General features: G+C 64.6%; 24 protein-coding genes and 1 riboswitch. Of the genes, 6 read left to right on the plus strand and 18 right to left on the minus strand.

The annotated features are described in order from the left end of the window. Nucleotides 1-70: 70 nt before the first annotated feature. The 3 genes from PSAL_RS15630 to PSAL_RS15640 all read right to left on the minus strand — a co-directional run bounded on the left by PSAL_RS15630 (nucleotide 71) and on the right by PSAL_RS15640 (nucleotide 4,173). Nucleotides 71-1,705, minus strand: a complete 1,635-nt coding sequence (locus tag PSAL_RS15630) for a D-alanyl-D-alanine carboxypeptidase/D-alanyl-D-alanine-endopeptidase (protein ID WP_147407605.1) — start codon at nucleotides 1,703-1,705, stop codon at nucleotides 71-73. Between the two features lie 292 nt (nucleotides 1,706-1,997). Continuing rightward, nucleotides 1,998-2,687, minus strand: a complete 690-nt coding sequence (locus PSAL_RS15635; protein ID WP_119838225.1) for a nicotinate-nucleotide adenylyltransferase — start codon at nucleotides 2,685-2,687, stop codon at nucleotides 1,998-2,000. Nucleotides 2,688-2,835: 148 nt separating this feature from the next. Next, nucleotides 2,836-4,173: an AI-2E family transporter gene (locus PSAL_RS15640; protein ID WP_231388545.1), complete on the minus strand. Its 1,338-nt coding sequence runs from the start codon at nucleotides 4,171-4,173 to the stop codon at nucleotides 2,836-2,838. 244 nt (nucleotides 4,174-4,417) lie between these two features. Here PSAL_RS15640 and ettA point away from each other — a divergent pair, with 244 nt between their 5' ends. Next, nucleotides 4,418-6,073 carry an energy-dependent translational throttle protein EttA gene (gene ettA / locus PSAL_RS15645; RefSeq protein ID WP_119838226.1) on the plus strand — a complete coding sequence of 552 codons (1,656 nt, stop codon included), beginning with the start codon at nucleotides 4,418-4,420 and terminating at the stop codon, nucleotides 6,071-6,073. Nucleotides 6,074-6,143: 70 nt separating this feature from the next. On the opposite strand, the gene PSAL_RS15650 is transcribed toward ettA, so the two are convergent. After that, nucleotides 6,144-6,473: a hypothetical protein gene (locus PSAL_RS15650; RefSeq protein ID WP_119838227.1), complete on the minus strand. Its 330-nt coding sequence runs from the start codon at nucleotides 6,471-6,473 to the stop codon at nucleotides 6,144-6,146. Between the two features lie 377 nt (nucleotides 6,474-6,850). Here PSAL_RS15650 and PSAL_RS15655 point away from each other — a divergent pair, with 377 nt between their 5' ends. Next, nucleotides 6,851-7,057: a cold-shock protein gene (locus tag PSAL_RS15655; RefSeq protein ID WP_119838228.1), complete on the plus strand. Its 207-nt coding sequence runs from the start codon at nucleotides 6,851-6,853 to the stop codon at nucleotides 7,055-7,057. 192 nt (nucleotides 7,058-7,249) lie between these two features. On the opposite strand, the gene PSAL_RS15660 is transcribed toward PSAL_RS15655, so the two are convergent. The 11 genes from PSAL_RS15660 to PSAL_RS15710 all read right to left on the minus strand — a co-directional run bounded on the left by PSAL_RS15660 (nucleotide 7,250) and on the right by PSAL_RS15710 (nucleotide 16,257). Then, entirely contained in the window at nucleotides 7,250-7,597 is a 348-nt protein-coding gene (locus PSAL_RS15660) for an ArsR/SmtB family transcription factor (RefSeq protein ID WP_231388546.1), read from the minus strand. Between the two features lie 318 nt (nucleotides 7,598-7,915). Continuing rightward, nucleotides 7,916-9,244 carry a lyase family protein gene (locus tag PSAL_RS15665; RefSeq protein ID WP_119838229.1) on the minus strand — a complete coding sequence of 443 codons (1,329 nt, stop codon included), beginning with the start codon at nucleotides 9,242-9,244 and terminating at the stop codon, nucleotides 7,916-7,918. Next, nucleotides 9,244-9,963, minus strand: a complete 720-nt coding sequence (locus PSAL_RS15670) for an alpha/beta fold hydrolase (RefSeq protein WP_119838230.1) — start codon at nucleotides 9,961-9,963, stop codon at nucleotides 9,244-9,246. The genes PSAL_RS15665 and PSAL_RS15670 overlap by 1 nt, the downstream gene beginning before the upstream one ends. Next, nucleotides 9,963-10,565, minus strand: a complete 603-nt coding sequence (pcaG, locus tag PSAL_RS15675) for a protocatechuate 3,4-dioxygenase subunit alpha (RefSeq protein WP_119838231.1) — start codon at nucleotides 10,563-10,565, stop codon at nucleotides 9,963-9,965. Before pcaG ends, PSAL_RS15670 begins: the two co-directional genes overlap by 1 nt. A 3-nt stretch (nucleotides 10,566-10,568) precedes the next feature. Continuing rightward, complete coding sequence (pcaH, locus tag PSAL_RS15680; RefSeq protein WP_119838232.1) at nucleotides 10,569-11,300, minus strand: protocatechuate 3,4-dioxygenase subunit beta; 732 nt, start codon at nucleotides 11,298-11,300, stop codon at nucleotides 10,569-10,571. Further along, the gene (gene pcaC / locus PSAL_RS15685) at nucleotides 11,297-11,680 is read right to left on the minus strand and encodes a 4-carboxymuconolactone decarboxylase (protein WP_119838233.1); all 384 of its coding nucleotides are present in this window, start codon (nucleotides 11,678-11,680) and stop codon (nucleotides 11,297-11,299) included. The genes pcaH and pcaC overlap by 4 nt, the downstream gene beginning before the upstream one ends. Beyond that, entirely contained in the window at nucleotides 11,673-12,461 is a 789-nt protein-coding gene (gene pcaD / locus PSAL_RS15690) for a 3-oxoadipate enol-lactonase (protein WP_119838234.1), read from the minus strand. Before pcaD ends, pcaC begins: the two co-directional genes overlap by 8 nt. After that, nucleotides 12,461-13,627, minus strand: a complete 1,167-nt coding sequence (gene pobA / locus PSAL_RS15695; RefSeq protein ID WP_119838235.1) for a 4-hydroxybenzoate 3-monooxygenase — start codon at nucleotides 13,625-13,627, stop codon at nucleotides 12,461-12,463. The genes pcaD and pobA overlap by 1 nt, the downstream gene beginning before the upstream one ends. Nucleotides 13,628-13,778: 151 nt before the next feature. Continuing rightward, on the minus strand, nucleotides 13,779-14,747 hold the full coding sequence (locus PSAL_RS15700; RefSeq protein WP_119838236.1) for a threonine ammonia-lyase: 969 nt from the start codon (nucleotides 14,745-14,747) through the stop codon (nucleotides 13,779-13,781). After that, entirely contained in the window at nucleotides 14,744-15,562 is an 819-nt protein-coding gene (locus PSAL_RS15705; protein ID WP_119838237.1) for an alpha/beta fold hydrolase, read from the minus strand. The genes PSAL_RS15700 and PSAL_RS15705 overlap by 4 nt, the downstream gene beginning before the upstream one ends. Beyond that, nucleotides 15,562-16,257, minus strand: coding sequence for a haloacid dehalogenase type II (locus PSAL_RS15710; RefSeq protein WP_119838238.1), 696 nt, complete (start codon nucleotides 16,255-16,257; stop codon nucleotides 15,562-15,564). The genes PSAL_RS15705 and PSAL_RS15710 overlap by 1 nt, the downstream gene beginning before the upstream one ends. A gap of 201 nt (nucleotides 16,258-16,458) precedes the next feature. Here PSAL_RS15710 and PSAL_RS15715 point away from each other — a divergent pair, with 201 nt between their 5' ends. Then, nucleotides 16,459-16,887 carry an FKBP-type peptidyl-prolyl cis-trans isomerase gene (locus tag PSAL_RS15715; protein ID WP_119838239.1) on the plus strand — a complete coding sequence of 143 codons (429 nt, stop codon included), beginning with the start codon at nucleotides 16,459-16,461 and terminating at the stop codon, nucleotides 16,885-16,887. 81 nt (nucleotides 16,888-16,968) lie between these two features. On the opposite strand, the gene irr is transcribed toward PSAL_RS15715, so the two are convergent. Continuing rightward, the gene (gene irr / locus PSAL_RS15720; RefSeq protein WP_119838240.1) at nucleotides 16,969-17,388 is read right to left on the minus strand and encodes a Fur family transcriptional regulator Irr; all 420 of its coding nucleotides are present in this window, start codon (nucleotides 17,386-17,388) and stop codon (nucleotides 16,969-16,971) included. Between the two features lie 183 nt (nucleotides 17,389-17,571). On the opposite strand from irr, the gene fabA reads away from it, so the two are divergent. Genes fabA through PSAL_RS15735 form a run of 3 tightly spaced genes read left to right on the plus strand, consistent with a single transcriptional unit; the run spans nucleotide 17,572 to nucleotide 20,129 of the window. Further along, nucleotides 17,572-18,081: a bifunctional 3-hydroxydecanoyl-ACP dehydratase/trans-2-decenoyl-ACP isomerase gene (gene fabA, locus PSAL_RS15725; RefSeq protein WP_119838241.1), complete on the plus strand. Its 510-nt coding sequence runs from the start codon at nucleotides 17,572-17,574 to the stop codon at nucleotides 18,079-18,081. A gap of 22 nt (nucleotides 18,082-18,103) precedes the next feature. Next, the gene (gene fabB, locus PSAL_RS15730) at nucleotides 18,104-19,333 is read left to right on the plus strand and encodes a beta-ketoacyl-ACP synthase I (RefSeq protein WP_119838242.1); all 1,230 of its coding nucleotides are present in this window, start codon (nucleotides 18,104-18,106) and stop codon (nucleotides 19,331-19,333) included. 7 nt (nucleotides 19,334-19,340) lie between these two features. Continuing rightward, a complete protein-coding gene (locus PSAL_RS15735; protein ID WP_119838243.1) occupies nucleotides 19,341-20,129 on the plus strand; it encodes an enoyl-ACP reductase FabI in 789 nt (262 codons plus the stop codon). Nucleotides 20,130-20,392: 263 nt separating this feature from the next. Here PSAL_RS15735 and trmB read toward each other — a convergent pair whose 3' ends face one another. Continuing rightward, a complete protein-coding gene (gene trmB, locus PSAL_RS15740) occupies nucleotides 20,393-21,106 on the minus strand; it encodes a tRNA (guanine(46)-N(7))-methyltransferase TrmB (protein WP_119838244.1) in 714 nt (237 codons plus the stop codon). A gap of 138 nt (nucleotides 21,107-21,244) precedes the next feature. Next, on the minus strand, nucleotides 21,245-22,426 hold the full coding sequence (gene metK / locus PSAL_RS15745; RefSeq protein ID WP_119838245.1) for a methionine adenosyltransferase: 1,182 nt from the start codon (nucleotides 22,424-22,426) through the stop codon (nucleotides 21,245-21,247). A 7-nt stretch (nucleotides 22,427-22,433) separates the two neighbouring features. Further along, nucleotides 22,434-22,482: riboswitch (SAM-SAH riboswitch) on the minus strand. Nucleotides 22,483-22,489 lie beyond the last annotated feature (7 nt).

Below are 22,489 nucleotides of genomic sequence, written 5' to 3' on the forward strand. Positions count from 1 at the left end.
CCCGGCTGATCCGCGCAAGCGGGCCTGCGGTTACAGAGGACGTTGCTGAGTTCTGTATATTTCGGGGCTGTCAGGCGGTCCCGAACATCTCGTCCCAGCGGCGGATCAGGTTCTGTTGCAGCATTCTTGCGCGGTTGGCCCAGGGCAGACCGCCCGGCGGGCTTTCCCGTTGCGCGCGTGTCAGGGCGTCGCGAAGTTCCGCATCTGCGGACATGATGGCAAAGACCATCATCCGCCCGCTGGCCGCCTTTTCATATCCCGCCAGGGCGCAGACGAAATTCAGTGTACCTGTCTTGGCGTGAATGCCGATGGGGCTGTCGGACTGCGGCCGCCCGGAGGCATCGCGCGGGGTGATCTTTTTCAGCAGCGGTTGCAGGTCACGCTTGGCTTCCTCACTCAGCAGCATGGTCACCAGGTCACCGGCCGAGATCCGCGAGGCATCGCCAAGGCCCGAATGGTCCACCAGGTCGATGGTCTTCAGCCCAAGGTGCTGGCGGGCCCAAAGGCTCATCTCGGCGGCGGAATCGCGCAAGGTTTCCGGCGCGGTATTCGATGTGCTGGCGAAGACCGGAGTCAGCCCGCCCCCGTCCGAGCCCTGGGCCAGCCCTTCTGCGGCCGCTGCGGGCGGGCTGGCCGGGGGCGCGGCATAGGGGGCCACCAGCGGTGCGGGGGGCAGCGGCGCGTTGATCCGCGCCCGCGCCATCGAGGCGGTCAGCCCCAGCATCTCGGCCGTCATGTTGTTGGAATAATACAGCATGTCTTCGGCGATTTCGGTCAGCGCCGGGCTTTCGTGCATCGCCATCTGGTAGGTGATCTCGGGCAGTTCTCGGATCGGCTGCGGGTCGGACAACACGATGCCATGCGACCGCGCGAGGACCTGAAAGACCTCGGCGGTATAGGCCGCGGGGCGGCGGACCGGCAGCCAGCGCGCCCCGCCGGTGCCAAGCGCACCCGATGCAACGGTCCAGGCGTCGCGCCCATCGGTATCGGCAAAGGTATAGACCGGTCCGGCGCGGTCGACGATTTCCATGGTGGCGACGCTGACCTGGGGTTTCAGGTCGCGCACCCGCGCATCCATCGTGGCGACCCATTTGCCGCCTTCACGCTTCCATTCGAAATGCACGCGATTGAAATTCAGGTTCAGTCCCGACAGGCCGGGGTTGTAGCCAACCTGATCGGGCTGGGCAGCGTCGATCTGGCGTTCTTCGGGCACGACATTGGCGTGGTAAAGATAGCGGCCCGTGACCTCGGTCACTCCGGCGATCTTCAGTCCGGTGGCAAGGTCCGCAAGGTCGGCGGTATCGAGCACCGGATCCCCGCCACCGGCCAGGATCAGGTCACCGTCGAGCTTGCCTCCGACCAGCGGGCCGGTGGCCAGCAGCCGGGTGCGGAACCGGTAATCGCCGCCAAGGGTCGCCAGCGCATAGAGCGTCGTGACGGTCTTGGCGACGCTGGCCGGGGGCAGGGGAATATCCTTGCTGCGGTCTTCCAGCAGGGCGCCGGTGTTCATGTCGGCCAGGGCGAAATGGGTTTCGCCGCTGATCCGCGCCCGTTCGATCAGCCCGTCAGCGGGCGAGACGCTACGCTGCCCGAGGTTGGCGGGCCGGGACTTTGGCCGGATCGTGCCATCGGGCGCGGCAAGCGCGGCCCCGGCGCTGCCGGCGGCCAGCATGGCCAGAAAGCTCCTGCGGCGGATCTGTTTCATGTCACCTCGGTTCGTTCGGCTGCTGGGGCCCCACGGCGGGTCCTTTGGTGTCGGTAGTCTTGCGGGTAAGTCTTACGGCTCCGTCAATCGCCGGTCGTCCGGTTCGGGCTTCACGCTTCGGGCCCTGATCCATGTGCGTGATCCCCTGAGCTTGATCCCCTGACCGATGCGGTGCCATTTCTAGGGCTGCGGCGCAGGCCGGGTCAACACGGCCAACAGTCCGGTTCACGCGATTGTGCCGCCCCTGCACGCGGCGTCGCATGTTGCGGTGCGGTTCGGGAACCGGCGTACTTTAACCTCGCGGCGACCGCGCGCCAAGGGCGGCCGCGGGGTCGCCCCGGTCAGGGGGCGTTTCGGTGGGGGCATCTGAGCGTTCTTCCGCCACTTTCCAGCCGCCGGTCTCGCGAATCCGGCTGGAGGAGGCCGCGACCAGCGGGACATTGACGAAACACCATTGCGGCAGGCCATGTCGGCCCAGCAAACGGCTGTCGCGTTCGTTTAGCCGCGCGCCGCGATAGATCCGGGCAGCACGGGATTCGCGCGCCGCAAGGCGTTCGCCGGGGCGGGCCAGCACCCCGACGGGCACGTTGTTCATGATCCAGCGCCATTCCTGCCAGCGATCGATCTGGACCAGGTTGTCGGCCCCCATCAGCCAGATGAAGCCCGTGCCGGGATAAAGCCCTTTCAGCGCGCGCAGCGTCTCGGCAGTGTAGCGGGTGCCGGTACGGGCCTCGATCCCCGTGACATGGACCCTTGGATGCTGCATGAGGGCGCGGCCGGCGGCCAGCCGGGCCTGCATCGGGGCCGGGCCATGGGGTTTCAGCGGGTTGCCGGGGCTGACCAGCCACCAGACCGCATCCAGATCGAAACGCTTCAGCGCCTCCAGCGTGATATGACGGTGGCCTTCATGCGGCGGGTCGAAGGACCCGCCCAGAAGGCCGATGCGCTGGCCCGGCAAGGCGAGGGGGCGTTTTTGCACCAAGGGCGCGGGTCCTTTGCTTTCACGACGTCTGTTTTCCCGACGTAGGGGCGAGGTTGTGACGCAAGGCGCGGGAAAGTCAAACAATTCGCCACAATTTGAAGGTGTGGCGGGTCCGGCAACGCCAGGCCTCTGGGGCCGGACGCGGGGTTCAGGGTAGTTTCGCAGGCGTCGGCAGGGGGGCACGGCCCGGGGTTGAGCCGGCCAGCCCTGTGGCTGTGCCGCCAGAAGACGGCCCGGCGATCACGCCGCCTGGCTCGCCGCTGCCACGCAGGCCCATGTCGGCAGTCCGCGCGCTGCTTTGCCCGCGCCGCCGTCTGGCACGTTTGCGGCGGCGACTGATCTTGCGGCGCAGGTTGGCGTCTTCGCTGCCTTCCAGAAAGCTGCCGATGATCCGAAGCGCCGGGATGTGATCGCAGACAACCTTGAGGAAGACGAGGAAGGGCACCGCAAGCAGCGCCCCGGCGACGCCCCAGAGCCAGGCCCAGAAGATCACCGCGATGAAGACCGCAGCGGTGTTCAGGCGCAGGTGCCGCCCGACCAGGATCGGGGTGATCAGCTGGCCTTCGATCGAGGTGAGGAACAGGTAGGCGGCCGGCACAAGCATGGCCTGGCCGAAGCTGTCGAAGGTCACCAGCGCCACGGCGCCCGCGACGACGGTGCCGAGCATCCCCCCGAGATAGGGCAGATAATTCAGCAGGAAGGCCGCGACGCCCCAGAACAGACCATAAGGCATCCCGAGCACATGCAGCGTGACGCCGATGGAAATGCCGAGGCCCGCGTTGATGACCGTGATCGCGGCGAGATAGCGCGAGATCTGTCGTTCCACCACGCGGCTGATCCGTAGCGCGCGGCGTTTGCGGGCGAAATCGGGCATCGCCTCGACCAGCTTGCGTTGGAACATATCGCCGGAGGACAGCAGGAACAGCGCCAGCAGCAGCGCGATCACCAGCGCCGAGCCGGTGCCCGCCGCCGAGGCGAGCGCGGTTTGCAGGACCGAGCCTTCGCGCACCACGACGGTCGTCTGTTCGTCGTCGCCGGCCTCGGCCTCGCCGCCGGTAAGGGCCTGCATTTGTTCGGAGGCCTCGCGGACGCGCTCGATCTTCTGACCGACGGACCAGAGCTTCAGCCGGAGTTCCTGCTGGATCTCCGGGGCTTGCTGGATCAGCATCTGAACCGGCAGGCGCAGCATGTAGAGTCCATAGGCCATGCCGGAGCCGATGGAGACGATGATCAGGATGGCGGCGATATGCGAGGGCAGGCCGAGGCGGCGCAGCCAGCGTACGAAGGGCGCCAGCGTCAGCGCGATGAGCAGGCCAAGCACGATGGGCAGGACGATGACCTTGGCCAGCGAGATCGACCAGAAGGTAAAGAGGATCAGCAGCCCGGCCAGCAGGTATTCTATGCGGTGCAGGTTGCGCAAAAGCGCAGCAGGACGGCGCGCCGTTTCGGGTTCGGCGCTGTCCTGCGCTGCGCTTTGGTGGTTCATTCGGGGGACCTTCCGCCATTTGTGTCGATCTGTCTCAACGCGCCGCCTCGGCCGGGGTTCCCCTTGCACGTAGCGAGCGGCGCGGATCCGGAGGACGCGGCCTCTGGCGGGAGTATTTTCGGCCAGATGACAGGGAGGCACGCCGGGGCGCTGAATTTGGGGGGTGCCCCGGCATCCCGATTGCTCCTTGCCCCTGCTTTCTGTATCCAGCGGCCAAGCTATTCACCCTTCAGGGAGCATCCTCATGGCCGCCTATCAATACGTATACCACATGTCCGGCGTCTCGAAGACCTATCCCGGCGGGAAGAAGTGTTTCGAGAACATTCACTTGAACTTCCTGCCCGGTGTCAAGATCGGCGTCGTCGGCGTCAACGGGGCCGGTAAATCCACCCTGCTGAAGATCATGGCCGGCTGGGACAAGGAATTCCAGGGCGAAGCCTGGCACGCCGAAGGCGCCAAGGTCGGCTATCTGCCCCAGGAGCCCGAGCTGGATGCCTCGCTCGACGTGCGCGGCAACGTGATGCTGGGCGTCGCGGCCAAGAAGGCCATCCTGGATCGCTACAACGAGTTGGCGATGAATTATTCCGATGAGACCGCCGACGAGATGGCGCAGCTTCAGGACGAGATCGACAGCCAGAACCTGTGGGATCTGGACAGCCAGGTCGATGTCTCGATGGAGGCGTTGCGCTGCCCGCCGGACGATGCGGATGTGACCAGCCTGTCGGGCGGTGAAAAGCGCCGCGTGGCGCTGTGCAAGCTGCTGCTGGAAGCGCCCGACATGCTGCTGCTCGATGAACCGACCAACCACCTGGACGCGGAAACCATCGCCTGGCTGCAGAACCACCTGATCGAATACAAGGGCACAATCCTGATCGTCACCCACGACCGTTACTTCCTGGATGACATCACCAGCTGGATCCTGGAACTCGACCGCGGCAAGGGCGTGCCTTACGAGGGGAACTACTCTGCCTGGCTGGAACAGAAGGCCAAGCGGCTGGAACAGGAAGCCCGCGAGGACAAGTCCAAGGTCAAGACGCTGGAACGCGAACTGGAATGGATGCGCGCCAGCCCCAAGGCGCGGCAGGCCAAGTCCAAGGCCCGGATCAAGTCCTACAACGAACTGGCCAACCAGTCCGAGCGCGAGAAGCTGAGCCGCGCCCAGATCATCATCCCGAACGGCCCCCGCCTTGGCGACAAGGTGATCGAGGTCGCGGGTCTGAAGAAGGCCATGGGCGACAAGCTGCTGGTAGAAGGCCTCGACTTTGCCCTGCCGCCGGGCGGCATCGTCGGCGTGATCGGTCCCAACGGCGCCGGCAAGACGACCCTGTTCCGCATGCTGACCGGGCAGGAACAGCCCGACGAGGGCACGGTCGAGTTCGGCGATACGGTAAAGCTCTCCTACGTCGATCAGAACCGCGACGACCTGAACCCGAACGAGAACGTCTGGGAAGCCATCGCCGACGGTCAGGACATCATCAAGCTGGGCGATGCGGAAGTGAATGCGCGGGCCTATTGCTCGGCCTTCAACTTCAAGGGCGGCGACCAGCAGAAGAAGGTCAGCCTGCTGTCCGGGGGCGAACGCAACCGGGTCCACATGGCGCGCCTGCTGCGGTCGGGGGGCAATGTGCTGCTGCTCGATGAACCGACCAACGACCTTGATGTGGAAACCCTGCGGGCGCTGGAAGACGCGCTGGTCGATTTCGCCGGTTGCGCGGTGGTGATCTCGCACGATCGGTTCTTCCTTGACCGGATCTGCACCCATATTCTGGCCTTCGAGGGCGAGGCGCATGTGGAATGGTTCGAGGGCAACTTCGAGGATTACGAGGAGGACAAGAAACGTCGCCTCGGGGCCGATGCGCTGGAACCCAAGCGGATCAAGTACAAGAAGTTCGCCCGCTAAAGGCGAAAGGCGCCCCTGTCGCGGGGGCGCCAGGCCGGGCGAGCCGATTTCGGTGGGTTCCCCGGCAGATCTACTTGGTGATGATCTGCTGCTTGTACTGGTTGACGGTCATCTTCATCGACGGGCTGCCCTTGATGTTGCGGCCAATCAGATCGACCGTCTTGGCATCGATGCCCTCGACCGCATCGACGGCCTGCTGGGGTGTCATGCCCTGATCGATATTGACCTGCACCTGAGCATATTTGCGCATCTGGCTGCGGGTAAAGCCCGCTTCCTTGTAGGCAGGGCCGCGCCCGGAGGGCAACCAGATCTGAGCTTCGGCCGGGATCGCCGTGACCCCGGCAGGGACGGCCAGGCCAAGGGCCAGGGCCAGCAGCAGGGGGGATCTGACATGTTTCATGGGGGCGTCCTTCCAGTCTTTTGTCCTGCCGTATAAATGTGGTCGGCGCGGCGGGAATTCAATTCACAATTGCATGTCTCGTCAGGGGATCCTGTAAGGCGCGCGTAAATCGCGACTGGATCGGGGCCCGTTTCAGGATCGGCAAAACCCTGCCGGTTGTGCGGATCGCTGCCGATCCGGGCCGCCGAAAGGGTGACGTGACCCGGCGCAAGGTAAAGAAAATTCTTGGAGCGGTCCCGGAAGATCTGGTAAACTCAAGGGGCTAAGCGCTCTCTATCGACACTGCTGTTTGGCTATTCGGCTACAGTCATCGATCGACACGACGTAGCCGGGCTGTCGCATGTTGCGGGCAGCAGAAGAAACAGGAGTTTACGGGTATGGCTACTGGCACCGTGAAATGGTTCAACACCACCAAGGGCTATGGCTTTATCGCGCCGGACGGCGGCAAGAAGGACATCTTCGTGCATATCTCCGCTGTCGAGCGGTCGGGCCTGACCGGCCTGCAGGACGGCGCGAAGGTCACCTTCGATATCGAAGCCGGCCGGGATGGTCGCGAAAGTGCGGTCAACCTGGCGCTGGACTGAGGAACGCAATCCGGCCCGGCCCTGTCGCCGAACCGTTTTTCGACGCCGGGCATTTTGTCCGCAGGAAATTTGACAGGCCCGGAGCATCCTGCTTCGGGCCTTGTCGCGTCTTCTGGGCCCGCCTGCGGGCACGCGCCGCTCATGTCATTCGGGGGCTGGCATGTCTTTTGCTGGCGGGGATCGGGGTGTGACTCAGACCACTTGCGGGCTTTTCCGGGGCGCGGTGTCTGCGCTTGCTTCGGGTGCACAGAAATGCCGGTACAGCATGTCGATGATTTCGCGGACCGTGTCGTCCTTGAGGCTGTAGAAGATCGTCTTGCCTTCGCGGCGCGTCGTCACGAAATCCTCTTCACGCAGGCGGGCCAGCATCTGGCTGACTGCGGCCTGTCTTGTCCCCAGCAGGTCTTCGAGTTCCCCAACAGATTTCTCGCCGGTGCTGAGGTGACACAGGATCGTCAGCCGTCCCTTGTGCGCGAGAGCTTTGAGAAAAGACGCCGCGTTTTCCGCGTTTTCGGCCATTTCATCAGGCGTGGTTGTCATGTTCCTCATTCTTCTCAGTGAATTAATCCGGCGTCATGCCGTGTCTGGAATGGCAATTTGCATCATGTTTTTACAAATTTACGTTAACGTCAAGTGCGCGGGCCGCGGCCCTGCGGCCCCGGCGGAATGTCGTCCTGCAGGGTATTTCATGGGATCTTCCGGCCAAGGATCGGTCGATTGATGACGGACGACGGCTTTGATCGCGACGGTGCTCAATATCAGAGGCCACGCCGGGGGAACGCGAGACCTGTCAGGCCGGGTTGTCTTGCGCCGGGCCAGCCATGACGCCCCGGCGCGAGCTGAAAACCGATCCGGGTGTCAGAGGCGTGCCACTTTTGCCGCAAAGGCCCGCGCTGTGGCGGGGGCTTCGCCCATCTGGCGCGACGGGTCGAACAGACCGTCCAGATCAGTGTCGGGAAAGGCCCTTGCTGCGAGGTCGGCAAGCGGGGTGCCGGTGGCAACGCATTCCTGCGCCAGGGATTTCACAGCGGCCTGAGCCTCGGGGCGGGGCAGGGTTTCGGTCAGCCGGAACGACAGGGCCTCGGCATGCAGCAGGCCGAGGGAGTCGGCAAAAACGGCGGCCATGGTCTGGGCCTGGGGCTGCAATCCGGGCACGAGGTCGCGGGCGGTTTCAAGAGCGGCGCAGGCCGACAGGCAGAGCTGCGGCAGGGTCATCCATTCGGTGAACCAGGCCGCGCCATCGCGTTCCTGGCGTGGCATTCCCGCGCCTTTCAGCGTGGCCTCCAGCCCGATCACCTGACGCGCCAGGGCGATCAGCACCGAGGGCTGCACCGGGTTCTGCTTCTGCGGCATGGTCGAAGACCCGCCAGCGGCGCCAAGGCGGACTTCGCCAGCCGAGCTTTGGGCCATCAGCACGAGGTCCTCGCCCATCTTGCCCAGTACCTGCGCCAGCCGGGTCAGCCAGGCGGCGATGCGCAGCACGGGGCCGCGATCCGCATGCCAGCTGCGCTCCGGATCACCAAGGCCGAGGCCGTTGGCAAGGGCCGCGCGCAGTTCCGGCCCCTTGCCGGTGAATTCCGCGCTGGTCCCGGCGGCCCCGGACAGTGACACCCAAAGCGCGTTGCGGCGCAGGGCGGGCAGGTCCTCAAGCAGGTCCAGCAGGGGCCAGCCCCAGGCGGCGACATGGCTGCCGAAGCTGACCGGCGTGGCGAACTGGCCATAGGTGCGCCCGGCCATGGGCAGATCCGCATGGGCCTCGGCCTGGGTGGCCAGCGTCTGAAGGACCTCTTGCAGCCCGGTTTCGCACAGGGCCAGCAACTGGCGCAGGCGCAGCATCTGGGCGCTGTCCATGATGTCCTGCGAGGTGGCCCCCCAATGCAGGTACTGGGCATGTTCCGGGGCCTCCATCGCCTTGCGGAAGGCCGCGACCAGCCCAGGCACCGGCACGCCGTTCTGCGCGGCACTGGTTGCCAGCCCGCCCGGATCCAGCGGGATTTCCAGCGACGCGCGGTGGATGAAGTCCGCGCTTTCCCCGGGGATCAGCCCAAGCGCGCCCTGGGCCTTGGCCAGCGCCCCTTCGACCAGCAGCATGGCGCGGACCTCGGCGCTGTCGGTGAACAGGCGCGCGGCCTCACCAGCGGGGAACAGGCGGTTGTAAAGCTGGCTGTCGTGCACGGATCCGGCCATCAGTTGGCCCCCGCGATCTGGTGCAGAAGGGCGGCAAGGCCTGCGGGGTCGGAAAGAAAGGGGGAATGGCTGGTGGGCATGTCGTATCGGTCCTGCGGCGCGAATGTCTGGGCCATCCCGGCCTGAAAAGCGGGCGGAATGGTGCGATCCTCGGTGCAGCGGATATAGCAGCGCGGCACGGATTGGTAGCGTCCAGTCAGGCGGATCGGCGTGGCCTGCGGCGCGATGGCTTCGGGGCAAAGACGGGCTTCGGCCTGCGCGGCAAGGTCGGGGGGCAGGTCGTGATAGAACAGCCCCCGCGCCTTTCCGGGGCGCAGCGCATAGGCCAGCCCGTCGGACGTCTTGCCGAATGCACCGATCAGGGGCTGGCTGGCCTGCTCGCGGCGCATGTCGATCATCGACAGCCCGTCACGGGGCGCATAGGCGGCCAGGTAATAGAGCCGGGCAAAGCGATCCGGCGCGGCCTCGGCCGCGGCGGAGATCGGGAAGCCTGCCGCCGAATGGCCCAGCAGGTGCACCCCGCTGTCGCCCTGCGTCGCGTCAAGGATCGCCTCGGCATTCAGCGCCAGTGTCATGGCCTCGGGCGGGCGGCTGTCGCCGGGTCGCCCCGGCAGGTCGATCGCCCGGGCCACATGGCCCAGGCGTGCAAGGTCCGCGATCAGCGCCTGCCAGCACCAGGCCCCGTGACAGGAGCCGTGGATCAGCAGAAAGCCCGCCATCACATGTCCAGAAAGACGGTTTCACCTTCGCCCTGAAGGCGGATGTTGAAGGTGTACTTTCCTTCGGCGGTTTTCTTCGCGATCAGGGTCTCGACCCGTGGGCGCTGTTCGATCCGGGACAGGACGGGGTCGGCGGAGTTGTCCTCGTCCTCGAAATAGATCCGGGTCTGAAGGCCGGTGTTGATGCCCCGCGCCGTCAGCCAGAGCAGGATATGCGGAGCCTGCTTGCCGCCGCCACGCGCGGGCGTCGCCCCCGGTTTGACGGTGCGCAGGGTGAAGATACCGGTGTCGGAATCCGCGCCGATGCGGGCAAAGCCGGTGACGGCGGGATCGGCCCCGTCCTGACCGGGATAGACCCCGGCGGTATCCGCCTGCCAGCATTCCAGCATCACGTCGCGCAGGGCCCAGCCCATGCCGTCAAAGACTTCGCCCGAGATCTCGATGATTTCGCCCTTCGCGCCGTCAAGGATGGGACCATCGGTGCCGATCTCGATCGCAAGGGCGCCGGCATTGCCCGCATAGGTCGGCATGCAGCCGATGTGGACATAGGGGCCGGCTGTCTGCGAGGCGGTTTCAACCAGCCTGTCGAGTTTCTGAACCATGGATCACATCCCTTCCAGCTTGTTTTCAAAGCGCGTCTGGCGACGGCCCCGCAGCACGATGTCGAACTTGTAGGCCAGGAAATCCATCGGCCTTGCCTTGGACAGATCCAGCGCGGCGACAAGGCCTTCGATCTGGCTGCGGTCCTTGACCGTCTTCACGATCGGGCAGATGTCGATCAGCGGATCGCCTTCGAAATACATCTGGGTGATCAGGCGCTGGCCAAAGCTGTGCCCGAAGACGGAAAAGTGGATATGCATGGGCCGCCAGTCATTGCCCCGGTTCATCCATGGGTAGGCGCCGGGCCGCACGGTCAGGAATTCGTAATAGCCGTCCTCGTCGGTGATGGTGCGCCCGCAGCCGCCAAAATTGGGATCGAGGGGGGCGAAGTACGCGTCCTTCTTGTGACGGTAGCGCCCGCCGGCATTGGCCTGCCAGACCTCGACCAGGGTATGGGGGACGGGGCGGGCGTTCTCGTCCAGCACGCGGCCGTGCACAAGGATGCGTTCGCCGACGGCCAGTTCCTTGCCCTGCGTCCAGTTGGTGATCAGGTTGTTGTCATGTTCGCCCAGGACCGAATGACCGAAGCGCGGGCCGGTTTCTTCCGAAGGGGTGCTTTCCATCGACAGCAGCGGCCATTTGGGGCTGCGCGACACCGAGGTCTTGTACCCGGTGTCGAAGGCGGGCGGATGGGCGTCCCGGTTGCGGGGGATCAGGGGGCCGAGATCCGTGGTCATTCTGCGTCCTCTTCCATTTCGGCGTAGGTGGCCTTGGCAAGCTTCAGCGCGTGGTTCGCCTTGGGCACACCGGCATAGATGGCGACATGCTGGAAGGCTTCCTGCACGTCCTGTTTCGTCGCGCCCGTGTTCGCCGTGGCGCGGATATGCATCGGGATTTCCTCGAAATTCCCGGTGGCGGCCAGCAGGGCGAGGGTCAGCATCGACCGTTCGCGGCGGCTGATCCCGTCGCTGGCCCAGACCGTGCCCCAGGCGCCTTCGGTGATCAGCGTCTGAAAGGGGTCGTCGAAGTCGGTCTTGCCCGCTTCGGCGCGATCCACATGGGCGTCCCCCAGAACGGATCGACGGACCTGCATGCCCTTGTCGAAGGTCTCAGACATGGCCTGTCTCCTTGATGAAAGTGGTCAGAATGCGGGCGTAGGTTTCGGGATCCTCCACGCAGGGCAGGTGGCCCACGCCGCGCATCAGTTCGAACCGCGATCCCGGTACCAGGTCGATGGTCTCGCGCACGAGGTCCGGCGGGGTGGAGCCGTCGCGATCCCCGGCGATGCCCAGCACCGGCAGGCGCAGCCCGCTGGTCGGCGTGTAGAAATCCGTCCCCGAGATCGCCGCGCAGCAGCCCGCGTAGCCCTGAGGGTCCTGCCGGATCAGCATGTTGCGCCAGGCCTCAAGCTCTGCCCCGGCGCGGAAGGCGGGGGCGAACCAGCGCTCCAGCACGCCATCGGCCATGCCGGCGATGCCGTCCTCAAGCGTGGTGCGGATGCGGGCGTTCCACATGTCCGGCATCCCGATCTTGGCGGCGGAATTGGAAATCACCAGCCCACGCACCAGATCCAGCCGCTTGATCGCCAGCCCCTGGCCGATCATGCCGCCGATGGACAGGCCGACGAACAGGGCATCACGCACCTTCAGGTGATCCAGCAACGCCTCGGCATCGCGCACCAGCGTGCCCATGGAATAAGGCGATGGCGTCGCTTCGGTCAGCCCATGGCCGCGTTTGTCGTAGCGGATGATGCGCAGCCCCGGCGGCAGCATCGGCACCAGCTTGTCCCACAGGCGCAGGTCGGTGCCGAGCGAATTGGCAAAGACGATGGGCGCGCCTTCGGGGTCGCCTTCGTCGGTGTAATGGATCTTCAGCTGGTCAAGCGCGGCGATCTTCATCAGTAGGGCAATCCGATATAGTTTTCGGCCAGGGCGGTCTGCGCCGCCACGGAGCCTTCGAGGTAATCAAGCTCGGCCTCCTGCATGTGTAGCTCGAACCCGGTGTTTTCGGGGAAATTATGCAGCAGGTTGGTCATCGACCAGGAAAAGCGCTCGGATTTCCACACCCGCGCCAGGGCGCGTTCGGAATAGCTGTCGATGCCGCTGTCGTCGCCGTCATAATGCTGCACCAGCCCATGATAAAGGTAATGCACGTCCGAAAAGGCCAAATTCAGCCCCTTGGCCCCGGTGGGCGGAACGATATGAGCGGCGTCCCCCACCAGGAACAGGCGGCCCCATCGCATCGGCTCGGCCACGAAACTGCGCAGGGGGGCGATGCTTTTCTCAAGCGTAGGGCCGGTGATGATCGTCTCGGCGGCCTCTTCGGGGATCCGGCGTTTCAGCTCGTCCCAGAAGGCGGCGTCGGTCCAGGCCTCGACCTTGTCGGTCAGCGGGCACTGCACGTAATAGCGCGAAAGGTTGGCATTGCGCATCGAACACAGGGCAAAGCCGCGTCGGTTCTGGGCATAGATCAGCTCGTGCGAGACGGGCGGGGTTTCGGACAGCACTCCGAGCCAGCCGAAGGGGAAGACACGTTCGTATTCCTTCAGCACGTTGTCCGGAATGGTCTTGCGCGACACGCCGTGGAAGCCGTCGCATCCGGCGATGTAATCGCAGTCGATCCGGTGTTCGCGACCATCCTTCATGTAGGTCACATGGGGCGCATCGGATTTCGCGTCGTGGATCGTGACGCCTTCGGCCTCGGTGATGATCTTGCCATCTTCGGCGGCGCGGGCGGCGTATAGATCGCGGGTCACCTCGGTCTGGCCGTAGACCATGACCTGCTTGCCGGTGCGTTCGGCAAAATCTATGCGGAAGCCCCGGTTGCGGCAGGCAAGGTAGGTGCCGTCATGGGCAAAGCCTTCGGCGTCCATCCGTTGTCCGACCCCGGCTTCGCGCAGTAGCTCGACGCTGCCCCATTCCAGCACGCCGGCGCGAATGCGTGACAGCACGTATTCCTGGCTGCGGCGCTCAAGGACAATCGTGTCGATCCCCTTGCGGTGCAGCAGTTGGGACAGCAGCAGACCCGATGGCCCACCGCCGATGATGGCGACCTGACAACGCATGGCATCCTCCCTGAAAACAGGATGAAGATGTCAAAAGTGATTGTCACCGTCAATCAAAATCGACTTTTCGAATCTGCATGGACGCAAAAGCCCCGCAGCCGGGTCAGCGGCGCGGGGCTTGTCATGTCGCAGGGCTGTGGGCCGGAAGCGCCTAGAGCATGGCGAGCGCGCGGGTGAACATCGCCGGGTCGACATTGCCGCCCGAGACCACGGCGATCACGGTGTCGCTGTCCAGCGCGGCGGCCGTGTCGAGCGCGGCGGCCAGGGCAACAGCGCCGCCTGGTTCCGCCACGATCTTGAGCCGCAGGAAGGCTTGGGCGACGGCCGAAAGCGCCTGACCCTCGGTCACGGTCAGACCGGGGCCACAAAGGGATTGCATCAGCGGGAAGGTCAGTTGCCCCGGCGCGGGCGTGATGATCGCGTCGCAGATATTGCCCGACAGGCGGTCATTGCGCTCGATCTGGCCCGAAATCAGGGACCGGGCCACATCGTCGAACCCTTCCGGCTCGACCGGGCGGACGCGCAGGCCGGGCGCGCGTTCGGCGCAGGCCAGGGCGATGCCGGAGGTCAACCCACCGCCACCACAGGGCACCAGAACCTCTGCCTCGCGGATGCCGAGCGCCTCGGCCTCGGCGGCGATCTCAAGCCCGACGGTCCCCTGTCCGGCGACCACCTGTGGTTCGTCGAAGGGCCGCACCAGCGTCAGACCGCGTTCCGCCGACAGCCGTTCGCCGATCTCGTCGCGGTCCTCGGTGGCGCGGTCGTAAAGGACGACCTCGGCCCCAAGGGCGCGGGTGTTGGCGATCTTCAGGGACGGGGCGTCGGCGGGCATGACGATCACCGACGGGATGTCGTGCTGGCTGGCGGCATAGGCGATTCCCTGGGCATGGTTGCCCGACGAGAACGCAATCACGCCACTGCGACGCAGCGCGGGATCAAGCGCGGAAATCGCTGACCAGGCGCCGCGGAACTTGAAGCTACCGGTATGTTGGAGGCATTCGGGTTTGATCAGGACCCGGCGCCCGGCCAGTTGGTCGAGAAAGGGAGAGGACAGCAGCGGGGTCTGGCGGGCATGGCCTTTCAGGCGCCCGGCCGCGGCCAGGATCATGTCGAAATTCATTGCAGTAGCTCCAGCCAGTCTTTCAGGGCAGCAAGGGACGTGGGTTCGTCGAGGAAGGGGACATGCCCGCGACCCGGAACGAGACGCGCGATCATGTTGGGAAAGACCTCCTGCATCCGGGCAAAGGTTGCCGGGGCAAGGATGTCGGAATGTTCGGCGCGCAGCGCGGCCAGAGGCAGGCCCTCCAGCGCTGCGAACAGCGGCCAAAGATCCGGGGTGGGCGCATCGACACCGGCCAGCACCGCATCGCGCAGGGCCGGGTCATAGGTGATCTTCACGCCATCGGGTGTCTCGGCCAGACCATGGGTGACCTCCTGGCGCCAGCGTGACAGGGGCACATCGGCAAAACCCGGCGCGGCGGCGCGGGCGGCGGCGGCTTCGTCAAAGCTGTGATAGGGCGGGTCGATCCCGATATAGGTCGCGATGCTGGCGATCCCGGCGCTGTCGACCTCGGGGCCGACATCGTTCAGCGCCACGCCCAGCAGGCGGTCCTTGGCCGTGGCGGCCAGCACCATGGCGATCAAACCGCCGCGCGAGGTGCCAAGGATCGCGGCCCGGTCCAGCCCGAGGTGGTCAAGCAGCGCCAGTGCATCCTGAGATTCGGTGGGAATCGTGTAGGTCCCGGCGCCGGTCCAGGCCGACAGGCCGCGTCCCCGGTAATCCATCCGGATCATCCGCACCCCGTCCAGATGCGGCGCAAGGAAATCGAAATCCCGCGCGTTCCGGGTCAGCCCGGACAGGCAGAGCAGCGGCAGCCCTGTCTCGCTGTCTTCGTAGTAAAGCGAGGCCCCGTCGGGTGCCAGAAAGTGCGGCATCAGAAGATCTCCAACCCGGCGATCGGTGCCAGTGTGCTGAGGACGACATCGGGATCGCCCGGCAGGCGATCGGGTGGCAGGCCCGCCCGGTTGACCCAGGCCGCGTGAAAGCCATAGCTGCTGGCCGCCGTGACATCCCATCCGTTCGAACTGACAAACAACACGCTGTCGGGGGTGCCGCCGAAGCGCTGGCAGACAAGGTCATAGACCGGTCGCGCGGGTTTGAAAATCCCGACGGATTCGACCGACAGAAGATCGTCGAGAAGATCCGCAATTCCGGCCGATCCTGCCGCCGCAACGAGCATTTCCGGCGATCCGTTCGACAGGATGGCCGTCCCGATGCCGCGCGCCTTCAGCGTTTCAAGCAGGGCGGGCACCTCCGGATAGGCGGGCAGGTCGCGGTATAGATCCAGAAGCCGACGGCGCTGGGCAGGGGCGTCGGGCCCCTTGTCCAGGCCGGTGCTCTCCAACGCCCAGTCCAGCCCGTCTTCCGTCACTTGCCAGAAATCGCAATGCAGATCCCGGACCGCCCTGATCCAGGAATATTCCAGCTGCTTGCGCCGCCAGGCCTCGGCCAGTTCAGGCCAGGAGGCGGCCAGCGCCTGGTTCCCCGGTTCCTCGGCCGCGATCCGGGCCGCGCCGTTCACGTCGAACAGCGTGCCATAGGCGTCGAAAATGCAGGTCTTGATGGTCATGGTCACCGATGCCTTTCCCCAGGGTCGCGATGGGCGAAACCTGCCATGCCGCCGGGCGCGGGGGAAGGGCGGATGGGGGCAGGGACGGGTGGTTTGCACCTTCTGCGCGGCTGGGCTAAGATTGGGTCAATAGCGATGGGAACCTGGGGCCAGACCCCCAGCCCCGAAACTCACCCCCCAGAAAACAAGATTGGAAACGGCATGAGCACAGCCAAGGCAGGCGATACCGTCCGTATTCACTATACCGGCACCCTGAAGGACGGCACCACCTTCGACAGTTCTGCAGGGCGCGACCCGCTGGAATTCACCGTTGGGTCCGGCCAGATCATTCCCGGTCTCGACAATGCCATCCCGGGCATGGAAATCGGCGACAAGAAAACCGTCGAAGTCCCCTGTGACGAGGCCTATGGCCAGCGTGACCCCGATGCGATGCAGACCGTGCCCCGCGATGCGATCCCCGACACGATCCCGCTGGAAACCGGCCTGCAGCTTCAGATGAGCTCCCCCCAGGGGCAGGTGATTCCCGTCACCGTGGCCGAAATCAAGGACACCGAAGTCCTGCTGGATGCCAACCACGCCCTGGCCGGCAAGGATCTGGTCTTTGCCATCGAGATGGTCGAGATCGTCTGAGCACGACACGCAAGGACCGGAAACGAAATCGGGCGCCGCAAGGCGCCCTTTTTCATGTCGTCCGGAACTGCTGTTAGCGCGTTATTCCTCGCGGCGCAGGCGGATCACCACATCGACCTTGGCGATCGACGCCCCCTTGGGAGCGGATGGCAGTCGGGTGATTTCAAGCTGGTCACTGGGGGCGTCGGTCAGTTCGCCATCGTCTTCCCAGTAGAAATGCGGGTGGTCATGCATGTTGGTGTCGAAATAGCTGCGCGACCCGTCCACGGTTATCTCGCGCATCAATCCGGCGTCACAGAAGGCGCGCAGGGTATTATAGACAGTGGCCAGCGATACCGGCTGTCCCGTGCCCTTGGCCGAAGCGAAAAGGCTCTCGGCGGTCACATGCCTGTTGCGGCCATCCCCGATCAGAAGGGTGGCCAGACCAAGTCGCTGCCTTGTCGGTCGCAGACCTGCCTTGGAAAGCCAGGTCGCGCCCCGTTCGGTTGCCGTAGAACTCATGGCGTTCTTGTATCCCTTTGCCTGCTCGACAATATAGAGAAAAATGGGGGTGGGACGCAACACCAGTGGCAAAAGCGCAATCGGGTCGCACCCCGGCCGTTTTCCCGCCGTGCTTGCATGGCCTGCTGGCGCGGTGATAGAGGGGGCGGAACATGAAAAAGTTTGAGAAAGAGCGAGCTTCGGATGACCGACTACCCCACCAGCTTTGACCGCGACGACCTGCTGAAGTGCGCCCGCGGCGAATTGTTCGGGCCCGGCAATGCGCAGCTTCCGGCGCCGCCCATGCTGATGATGGACCGGATTACCGATATTTCGGGCGATGGCGGCCCGCATGGCAAGGGTCATGTGGTGGCGGAATTCGACATTACCCCGGACCTTTGGTTCTTTGATTGCCATTTTCCGGGCAACCCGATCATGCCGGGCTGCCTGGGCCTTGACGGTCTGTGGCAGCTGACCGGCTTCAACCTTGGCTGGCGTGGCTGGCAGGGGCGCGGATATGCGCTTGGCGTCGGCGAAGTGAAGCTGACCGGCATGGTCCGGCCTGACCGCAAGATGCTGACCTACCACGTCGATTTCACCAAGGCGGTGCAAACCCGCCGTCTGACCATGGGTGTTGCCGATGGCCGGGTCGAAGCCGACGGTGAAGTGATCTATATGGTCAAGGACATGAAAGTGGCTCTGTCAGAAGGCTGAGCCCAAATCCAGGGAGGCTTCCATGCGCCGAGTCGTGGTTACCGGATTGGGGATCGTCTCCTCTATCGGAAACAATGCAACAGAAGTGGTCGCGTCGCTGAAGGCGGGCCGCTCCGGGATCGAAGCATCGCCGGAAATGGCCGAGCACGGCTTCCGGTCCCGCATTGCCGGGACGCTCAAGATCGATCCTGCCGAGTTCATCGACAAACGGACCCTGCGTTTCATGGGGCCGGGGGCGGCCTATGCCCATATCGCCATGAGCCAGGCGATCGAGGATGCAGGCCTTTCGGAAGGCGATATCGTCAATCCGCGCACCGGCCTTGTGGCAGGATCCGGTGGGCCTTCGACCTCGGCCATGTTCGCGGCGCATCAGACGGTGCTGAAATCCGGCGCAACGAAGCGGATCGGCCCCTTCGCGGTGCCCAAGTGCATGAGCTCGACGATCTCGGCCAACCTGTCGACGGCCTTCAAGATCAAGGGCATCAACTATTCGATCACCTCGGCTTGCTCGACCTCGCTGCATTGCATCGGCAATGCGGCCGAACAGATCATGTTGGGCAAGCAGGACGTGATGTTCGCCGGTGGCGGCGAGGAACTGGACTGGACCTTGTCCTGCCTGTTCGACGCCATGGGCGCCATGAGCTCGAAGTACAACGACACGCCGGACCTGGCGAGCCGGGCCTTCGACGCCAACCGCGACGGTTTCGTGATCTCGGGTGGCGGCGGCATGCTTGTGCTGGAAGAACTGGAACACGCCAAGGCGCGCGGCGCAAAGATCTATGCCGAAGTGACCGGCTACGCGGCGACCTCGGACGGGCACGATATGGTCGCGCCGTCGGGCGAGGGCGGTGAACGGGCGATGCGTCTGGCACTGGAGACCCTGCCCGAAGGGCGCAAGGTCGGCTACATCAACGCCCATGGCACCTCGACTCCTGTCGGCGACGTGGGCGAAGTCCAGTCTGTGCGGCGCATCTTCGGCGAAGGCAATACACCGCCGATCAGCTCGACCAAGTCCATGACCGGCCACGCCCAGGGCGCTGCCGGGGCGCTGGAAGCGATCTTCTGCCTGCTGATGCTGGACGGCGATTTCATTGCCCCCTCGATCAACGTGCAGGAACTTGACCCGGCCATCACCCCGGCAGAAATCGCCACCACGCTGGTGGAAAATGCCGGTCTTGATACAGTGATGACCAATTCCTTTGGCTTCGGCGGCACGAATGGTTCGATGCTGCTGTCGCGCTATGACGGGTAGGGTGCAGATGGCAGGATCTATGCAGGGTAAACGCGGCCTGGTGATGGGGGTCGCGAATGACCGGTCTATCGCATGGGGAATCGCCAAGTCACTGGCAGAGGCGGGGGCGGAACTTGCCTTCACCTACCAGGGTGATGCCTTCGGCAAGCGGGTGAAGCCGCTGGCCGAAAGCGTCGGATCGGACATGCTGCTGGATGCGGATGTGACCAACGATGCCTCAATGGACGCGGCCTTCGCGATTTTGGCGGAAAAATGGGGCAAGCTCGATTTTCTCGTGCATGCCATCGCCTTTTCCAACAAGGACGAGCTTTCGGGGCGGTTCATCCACACCAGCCGCGAAAACTTCAAGAACTCGCTGGATATCTCCTGCTATTCGCTGATCGACGTGTCGCGCCGTGCGACGCCGCTGATGACCGATGGTGGGTCGATCATGACCCTGACCTACCAGGGCTCCAACCGCGTGACGCCCTATTACAACGTGATGGGCGTCGCCAAGGCAGCGCTTGAATCCGCTGTGCGCTACCTTGCCAACGATCTCGGGCCCCAGGGGATCCGCGTCAATGCGATCTCTCCCGGACCGATGAAGACCTTGGCCGGCGCGGCCATCGGCGGTGCGCGCAAGACCTTCCGCCAGACCGAGGCCAATTCCCCGATGCGGCGCAACGCGACCCTTGAGGCGATCGGCGGCACGGCGGTCTATCTCGCGTCGGATGCAGGGGCCTGCACGTCGGGCGAAATCATCCGCGTCGATGGTGGCTATCACGTGCTGGGCATGCCGCAGCCGGAAAACCTCTGAAGCCCATAGGTGGCTCTCTCCTCAGCCGGGCCAACGCCTCCGGCGGGGATATTTAAGACAGGGAAACTACGAAAAAACGCCCCTCTGACGGTACTGCCGAACAGAAGGGCGTTTCCCTGTGCGGTCATCGGGATCCCTCCCTGTACCGCGCCGCGATGGTCGCATTTCGAGCTTGACGATAGGTGAATTTCACCCCGTCCGTTTCCCTGTTTCAAATATCCCCCCGCCGGAGGCGTCGGTCAGCATGCTGACCGAAATCGAGACTACAGCTTCCGGAACGTCAGGTAGTGGGGCAGGCGGTCTTCGCGCAGAGCTTTTTGTTCGTAGCGCGTCGAAATCCAGTCGTCCCAGGGGGTCCGCCAGTCGGCAGGGCTTTCGGCAAGCCATTCAAACCCGTGGCGGGGCACCTGTTGCAGGGCCTGGCGGACATAGTCCGGGATGTCGGTCGCCACGCGGAAGATCGCGCCGGGTTTCAGCACCCGCGCGAGCGGGGCCAGATGTTCGGGCGTCACGAAGCGGCGACGGTGGTGGCGTTTCTTTGGCCAGGGGTCCGGGTAGAGCAGGAAAGCGCGTGAAACCGAGGCGTCGGGCAGCACATCGAAGACATCGCGCACATCGCCCGGATGCACGGCCAGGTTCGACACGCCCGCGTCGCGGATCTTTCCCAGCAACATCGCGACGCCGTTAAGGTAGGGCTCTGCGCCGATGATCGCGATCTCGGGGTTGCTGGCGGCCTGGTGCACCAGATGTTCGCCGCCGCCAAAGCCGATCTCCAGCCAGACCGGTCGATCACCAAAACGCGCGACCAGGTCGAGCGGGGTGCGGTCGGGGTTTTCTTCCCACCCGACTTTGCCGGGGGCCAGGGCGGCGAGGTCTTCCTCAAGGAAGACTTCCTGGGACTTGCGCAACCCCTTGCCCTTGAAGCGGCCGTAGAAGTTGCGCCATGGGGCGCCGGAGGGATGGGTGTCTTCACTCATAGCCGCCCTTTAAACGGGGCGCAGGCGCGGATCAACCGGGCATTTGGAGGTCTCCGGCTGCCCCCGGTTCGTCTTCGCTGAAAATGAAGGCCCCGCAGGAGGGATCCTGCAGGGCCTGGTCATGTTTCGTCTTGGCCCTCAGCAGGCTTTCTTCAGCGCTTCGATCAGGTCGGTCATTTCCCAGGAAAAACCGCCGTCCGCATCGGGTTCGCGCCCGAAATGGCCGTAGGCGGCCGTGCGCTGGTAGATCGGCTTGTTCAGCTCGAGATGCTCGCGGATGCCGCGCGGGGTCAGATCCATGACCTTGGCGACGGCGGCTTCGATGACGCTTTCGTCGACTTCGCCGGTGCCATAGGTCTCGGCATAGATCGACAGCGGTTTCGAGATGCCGATCGCATAAGACAGCTGAATCGTGCATTTCTTGGCCATGCCGGCCGCGACCACGTTCTTGGCCAGATAGCGCGCGGCATAGGCGGCCGAACGGTCAACCTTGGTCGGGTCCTTGCCGGAAAATGCGCCGCCACCGTGGGGCGCTGCGCCGCCATAGGTGTCGACAATGATCTTGCGCCCGGTCAGCCCCGCGTCGCCATCGGGCCCGCCGATGACGAACTTGCCGGTTGGATTCACCCACCATTCGGTTGCATCCGTCAGCCAGCCATCGGGCATGACTTCGCGGATATAGGGTTCGACGATGGCGCGGATATCGGCGCTGCTCTGGTTTTCGTCGGCGTGTTGGGTCGACAGCACCAGTTGCGTGACCTCGACCGGCACGCCGTTTTCATAACGCAGCGACAGCTGGCTTTTCGCATCCGGGCGCAGGGTAGGTTCCTCGCCGGATTTGCGCGCTTCGGCCAGCCGCTTGAGAATGCCATGGGCGTAGTGGATCGGCGCCGGCATCAGCTGTTCGGTTTCATCCGTGGCATAGCCGAACATGATGCCCTGATCGCCCGCGCCTTCGTCCTTGTCGTTGGAGGCATTCACCCCCTGGGCGATATGGGCGGATTGTTCGTGCAACAGGTTGGTGACCTTGCAGGTGTTCCAGTGGAACTTGTCCTGTTCATAGCCGATGTCCTTGATGCACTCGCGGGCAATCGTCTCGATCTTGTCCATGTACTGGCTGAGTTTCTGCTGGTCGGCCAGGCCGACCTCTCCTCCGATCACCACGTGGTTGGTGGTGGCGAAGGTCTCGCAGGCGACGCGGGCCTCGGGTTCTTCGGCGATCAGCGCGTCCAGCACCGCATCGGAAATTCGGTCGCAAACCTTATCGGGATGGCCCTCTGAAACGGATTCAGAAGTGAAAATATAGTTCTGTCGTGTCATTTGAAAGTGCTCCGGTATTACTAACCTGCCCCGTCAGGAAGCCGTTGGGGCGGCGGATAATCC

Source organism: Pseudooceanicola algae (assembly GCF_003590145.2).
GTDB lineage: Bacteria > Pseudomonadota > Alphaproteobacteria > Rhodobacterales > Rhodobacteraceae > Pseudooceanicola > Pseudooceanicola algae.

Bases quoted from the DNA above. Each gene is read 5' to 3' on its own strand.
- PSAL_RS15630 (WP_147407605.1), bottom strand. From the start codon at position 1,705: ATGAAACAGATCCGCCGCAGGAGCTTTCTGGCCATGCTGGCCGCCGGC.
- PSAL_RS15640 (WP_231388545.1), bottom strand. From the start codon at position 4,173: ATGAACCACCAAAGCGCAGCGCAGGACAGCGCCGAACCCGAAACGGCG.
- ettA (WP_119838226.1), top strand. From the start codon at position 4,418: ATGGCCGCCTATCAATACGTATACCACATGTCCGGCGTCTCGAAGACC.
- PSAL_RS15650 (WP_119838227.1), bottom strand. From the start codon at position 6,473: ATGAAACATGTCAGATCCCCCCTGCTGCTGGCCCTGGCCCTTGGCCTG.
- PSAL_RS15655 (WP_119838228.1), top strand. From the start codon at position 6,851: ATGGCTACTGGCACCGTGAAATGGTTCAACACCACCAAGGGCTATGGC.
- PSAL_RS15660 (WP_231388546.1), bottom strand. From the start codon at position 7,597: ATGACAACCACGCCTGATGAAATGGCCGAAAACGCGGAAAACGCGGCG.
- PSAL_RS15665 (WP_119838229.1), bottom strand. From the start codon at position 9,244: ATGGCCGGATCCGTGCACGACAGCCAGCTTTACAACCGCCTGTTCCCC.
- PSAL_RS15670 (WP_119838230.1), bottom strand. From the start codon at position 9,963: ATGGCGGGCTTTCTGCTGATCCACGGCTCCTGTCACGGGGCCTGGTGC.
- pcaG (WP_119838231.1), bottom strand. From the start codon at position 10,565: ATGGTTCAGAAACTCGACAGGCTGGTTGAAACCGCCTCGCAGACAGCC.
- pcaH (WP_119838232.1), bottom strand. From the start codon at position 11,300: ATGACCACGGATCTCGGCCCCCTGATCCCCCGCAACCGGGACGCCCAT.
- pcaC (WP_119838233.1), bottom strand. From the start codon at position 11,680: ATGTCTGAGACCTTCGACAAGGGCATGCAGGTCCGTCGATCCGTTCTG.
- pcaD (WP_119838234.1), bottom strand. From the start codon at position 12,461: ATGAAGATCGCCGCGCTTGACCAGCTGAAGATCCATTACACCGACGAA.
- pobA (WP_119838235.1), bottom strand. From the start codon at position 13,627: ATGCGTTGTCAGGTCGCCATCATCGGCGGTGGGCCATCGGGTCTGCTG.
- PSAL_RS15700 (WP_119838236.1), bottom strand. From the start codon at position 14,747: ATGAATTTCGACATGATCCTGGCCGCGGCCGGGCGCCTGAAAGGCCAT.
- PSAL_RS15705 (WP_119838237.1), bottom strand. From the start codon at position 15,562: ATGCCGCACTTTCTGGCACCCGACGGGGCCTCGCTTTACTACGAAGAC.
- PSAL_RS15710 (WP_119838238.1), bottom strand. From the start codon at position 16,257: ATGACCATCAAGACCTGCATTTTCGACGCCTATGGCACGCTGTTCGAC.
- PSAL_RS15715 (WP_119838239.1), top strand. From the start codon at position 16,459: ATGAGCACAGCCAAGGCAGGCGATACCGTCCGTATTCACTATACCGGC.
- irr (WP_119838240.1), bottom strand. From the start codon at position 17,388: ATGAGTTCTACGGCAACCGAACGGGGCGCGACCTGGCTTTCCAAGGCA.
- fabA (WP_119838241.1), top strand. From the start codon at position 17,572: ATGACCGACTACCCCACCAGCTTTGACCGCGACGACCTGCTGAAGTGC.
- fabB (WP_119838242.1), top strand. From the start codon at position 18,104: ATGCGCCGAGTCGTGGTTACCGGATTGGGGATCGTCTCCTCTATCGGA.
- PSAL_RS15735 (WP_119838243.1), top strand. From the start codon at position 19,341: ATGGCAGGATCTATGCAGGGTAAACGCGGCCTGGTGATGGGGGTCGCG.
- trmB (WP_119838244.1), bottom strand. From the start codon at position 21,106: ATGAGTGAAGACACCCATCCCTCCGGCGCCCCATGGCGCAACTTCTAC.
- metK (WP_119838245.1), bottom strand. From the start codon at position 22,426: ATGACACGACAGAACTATATTTTCACTTCTGAATCCGTTTCAGAGGGC.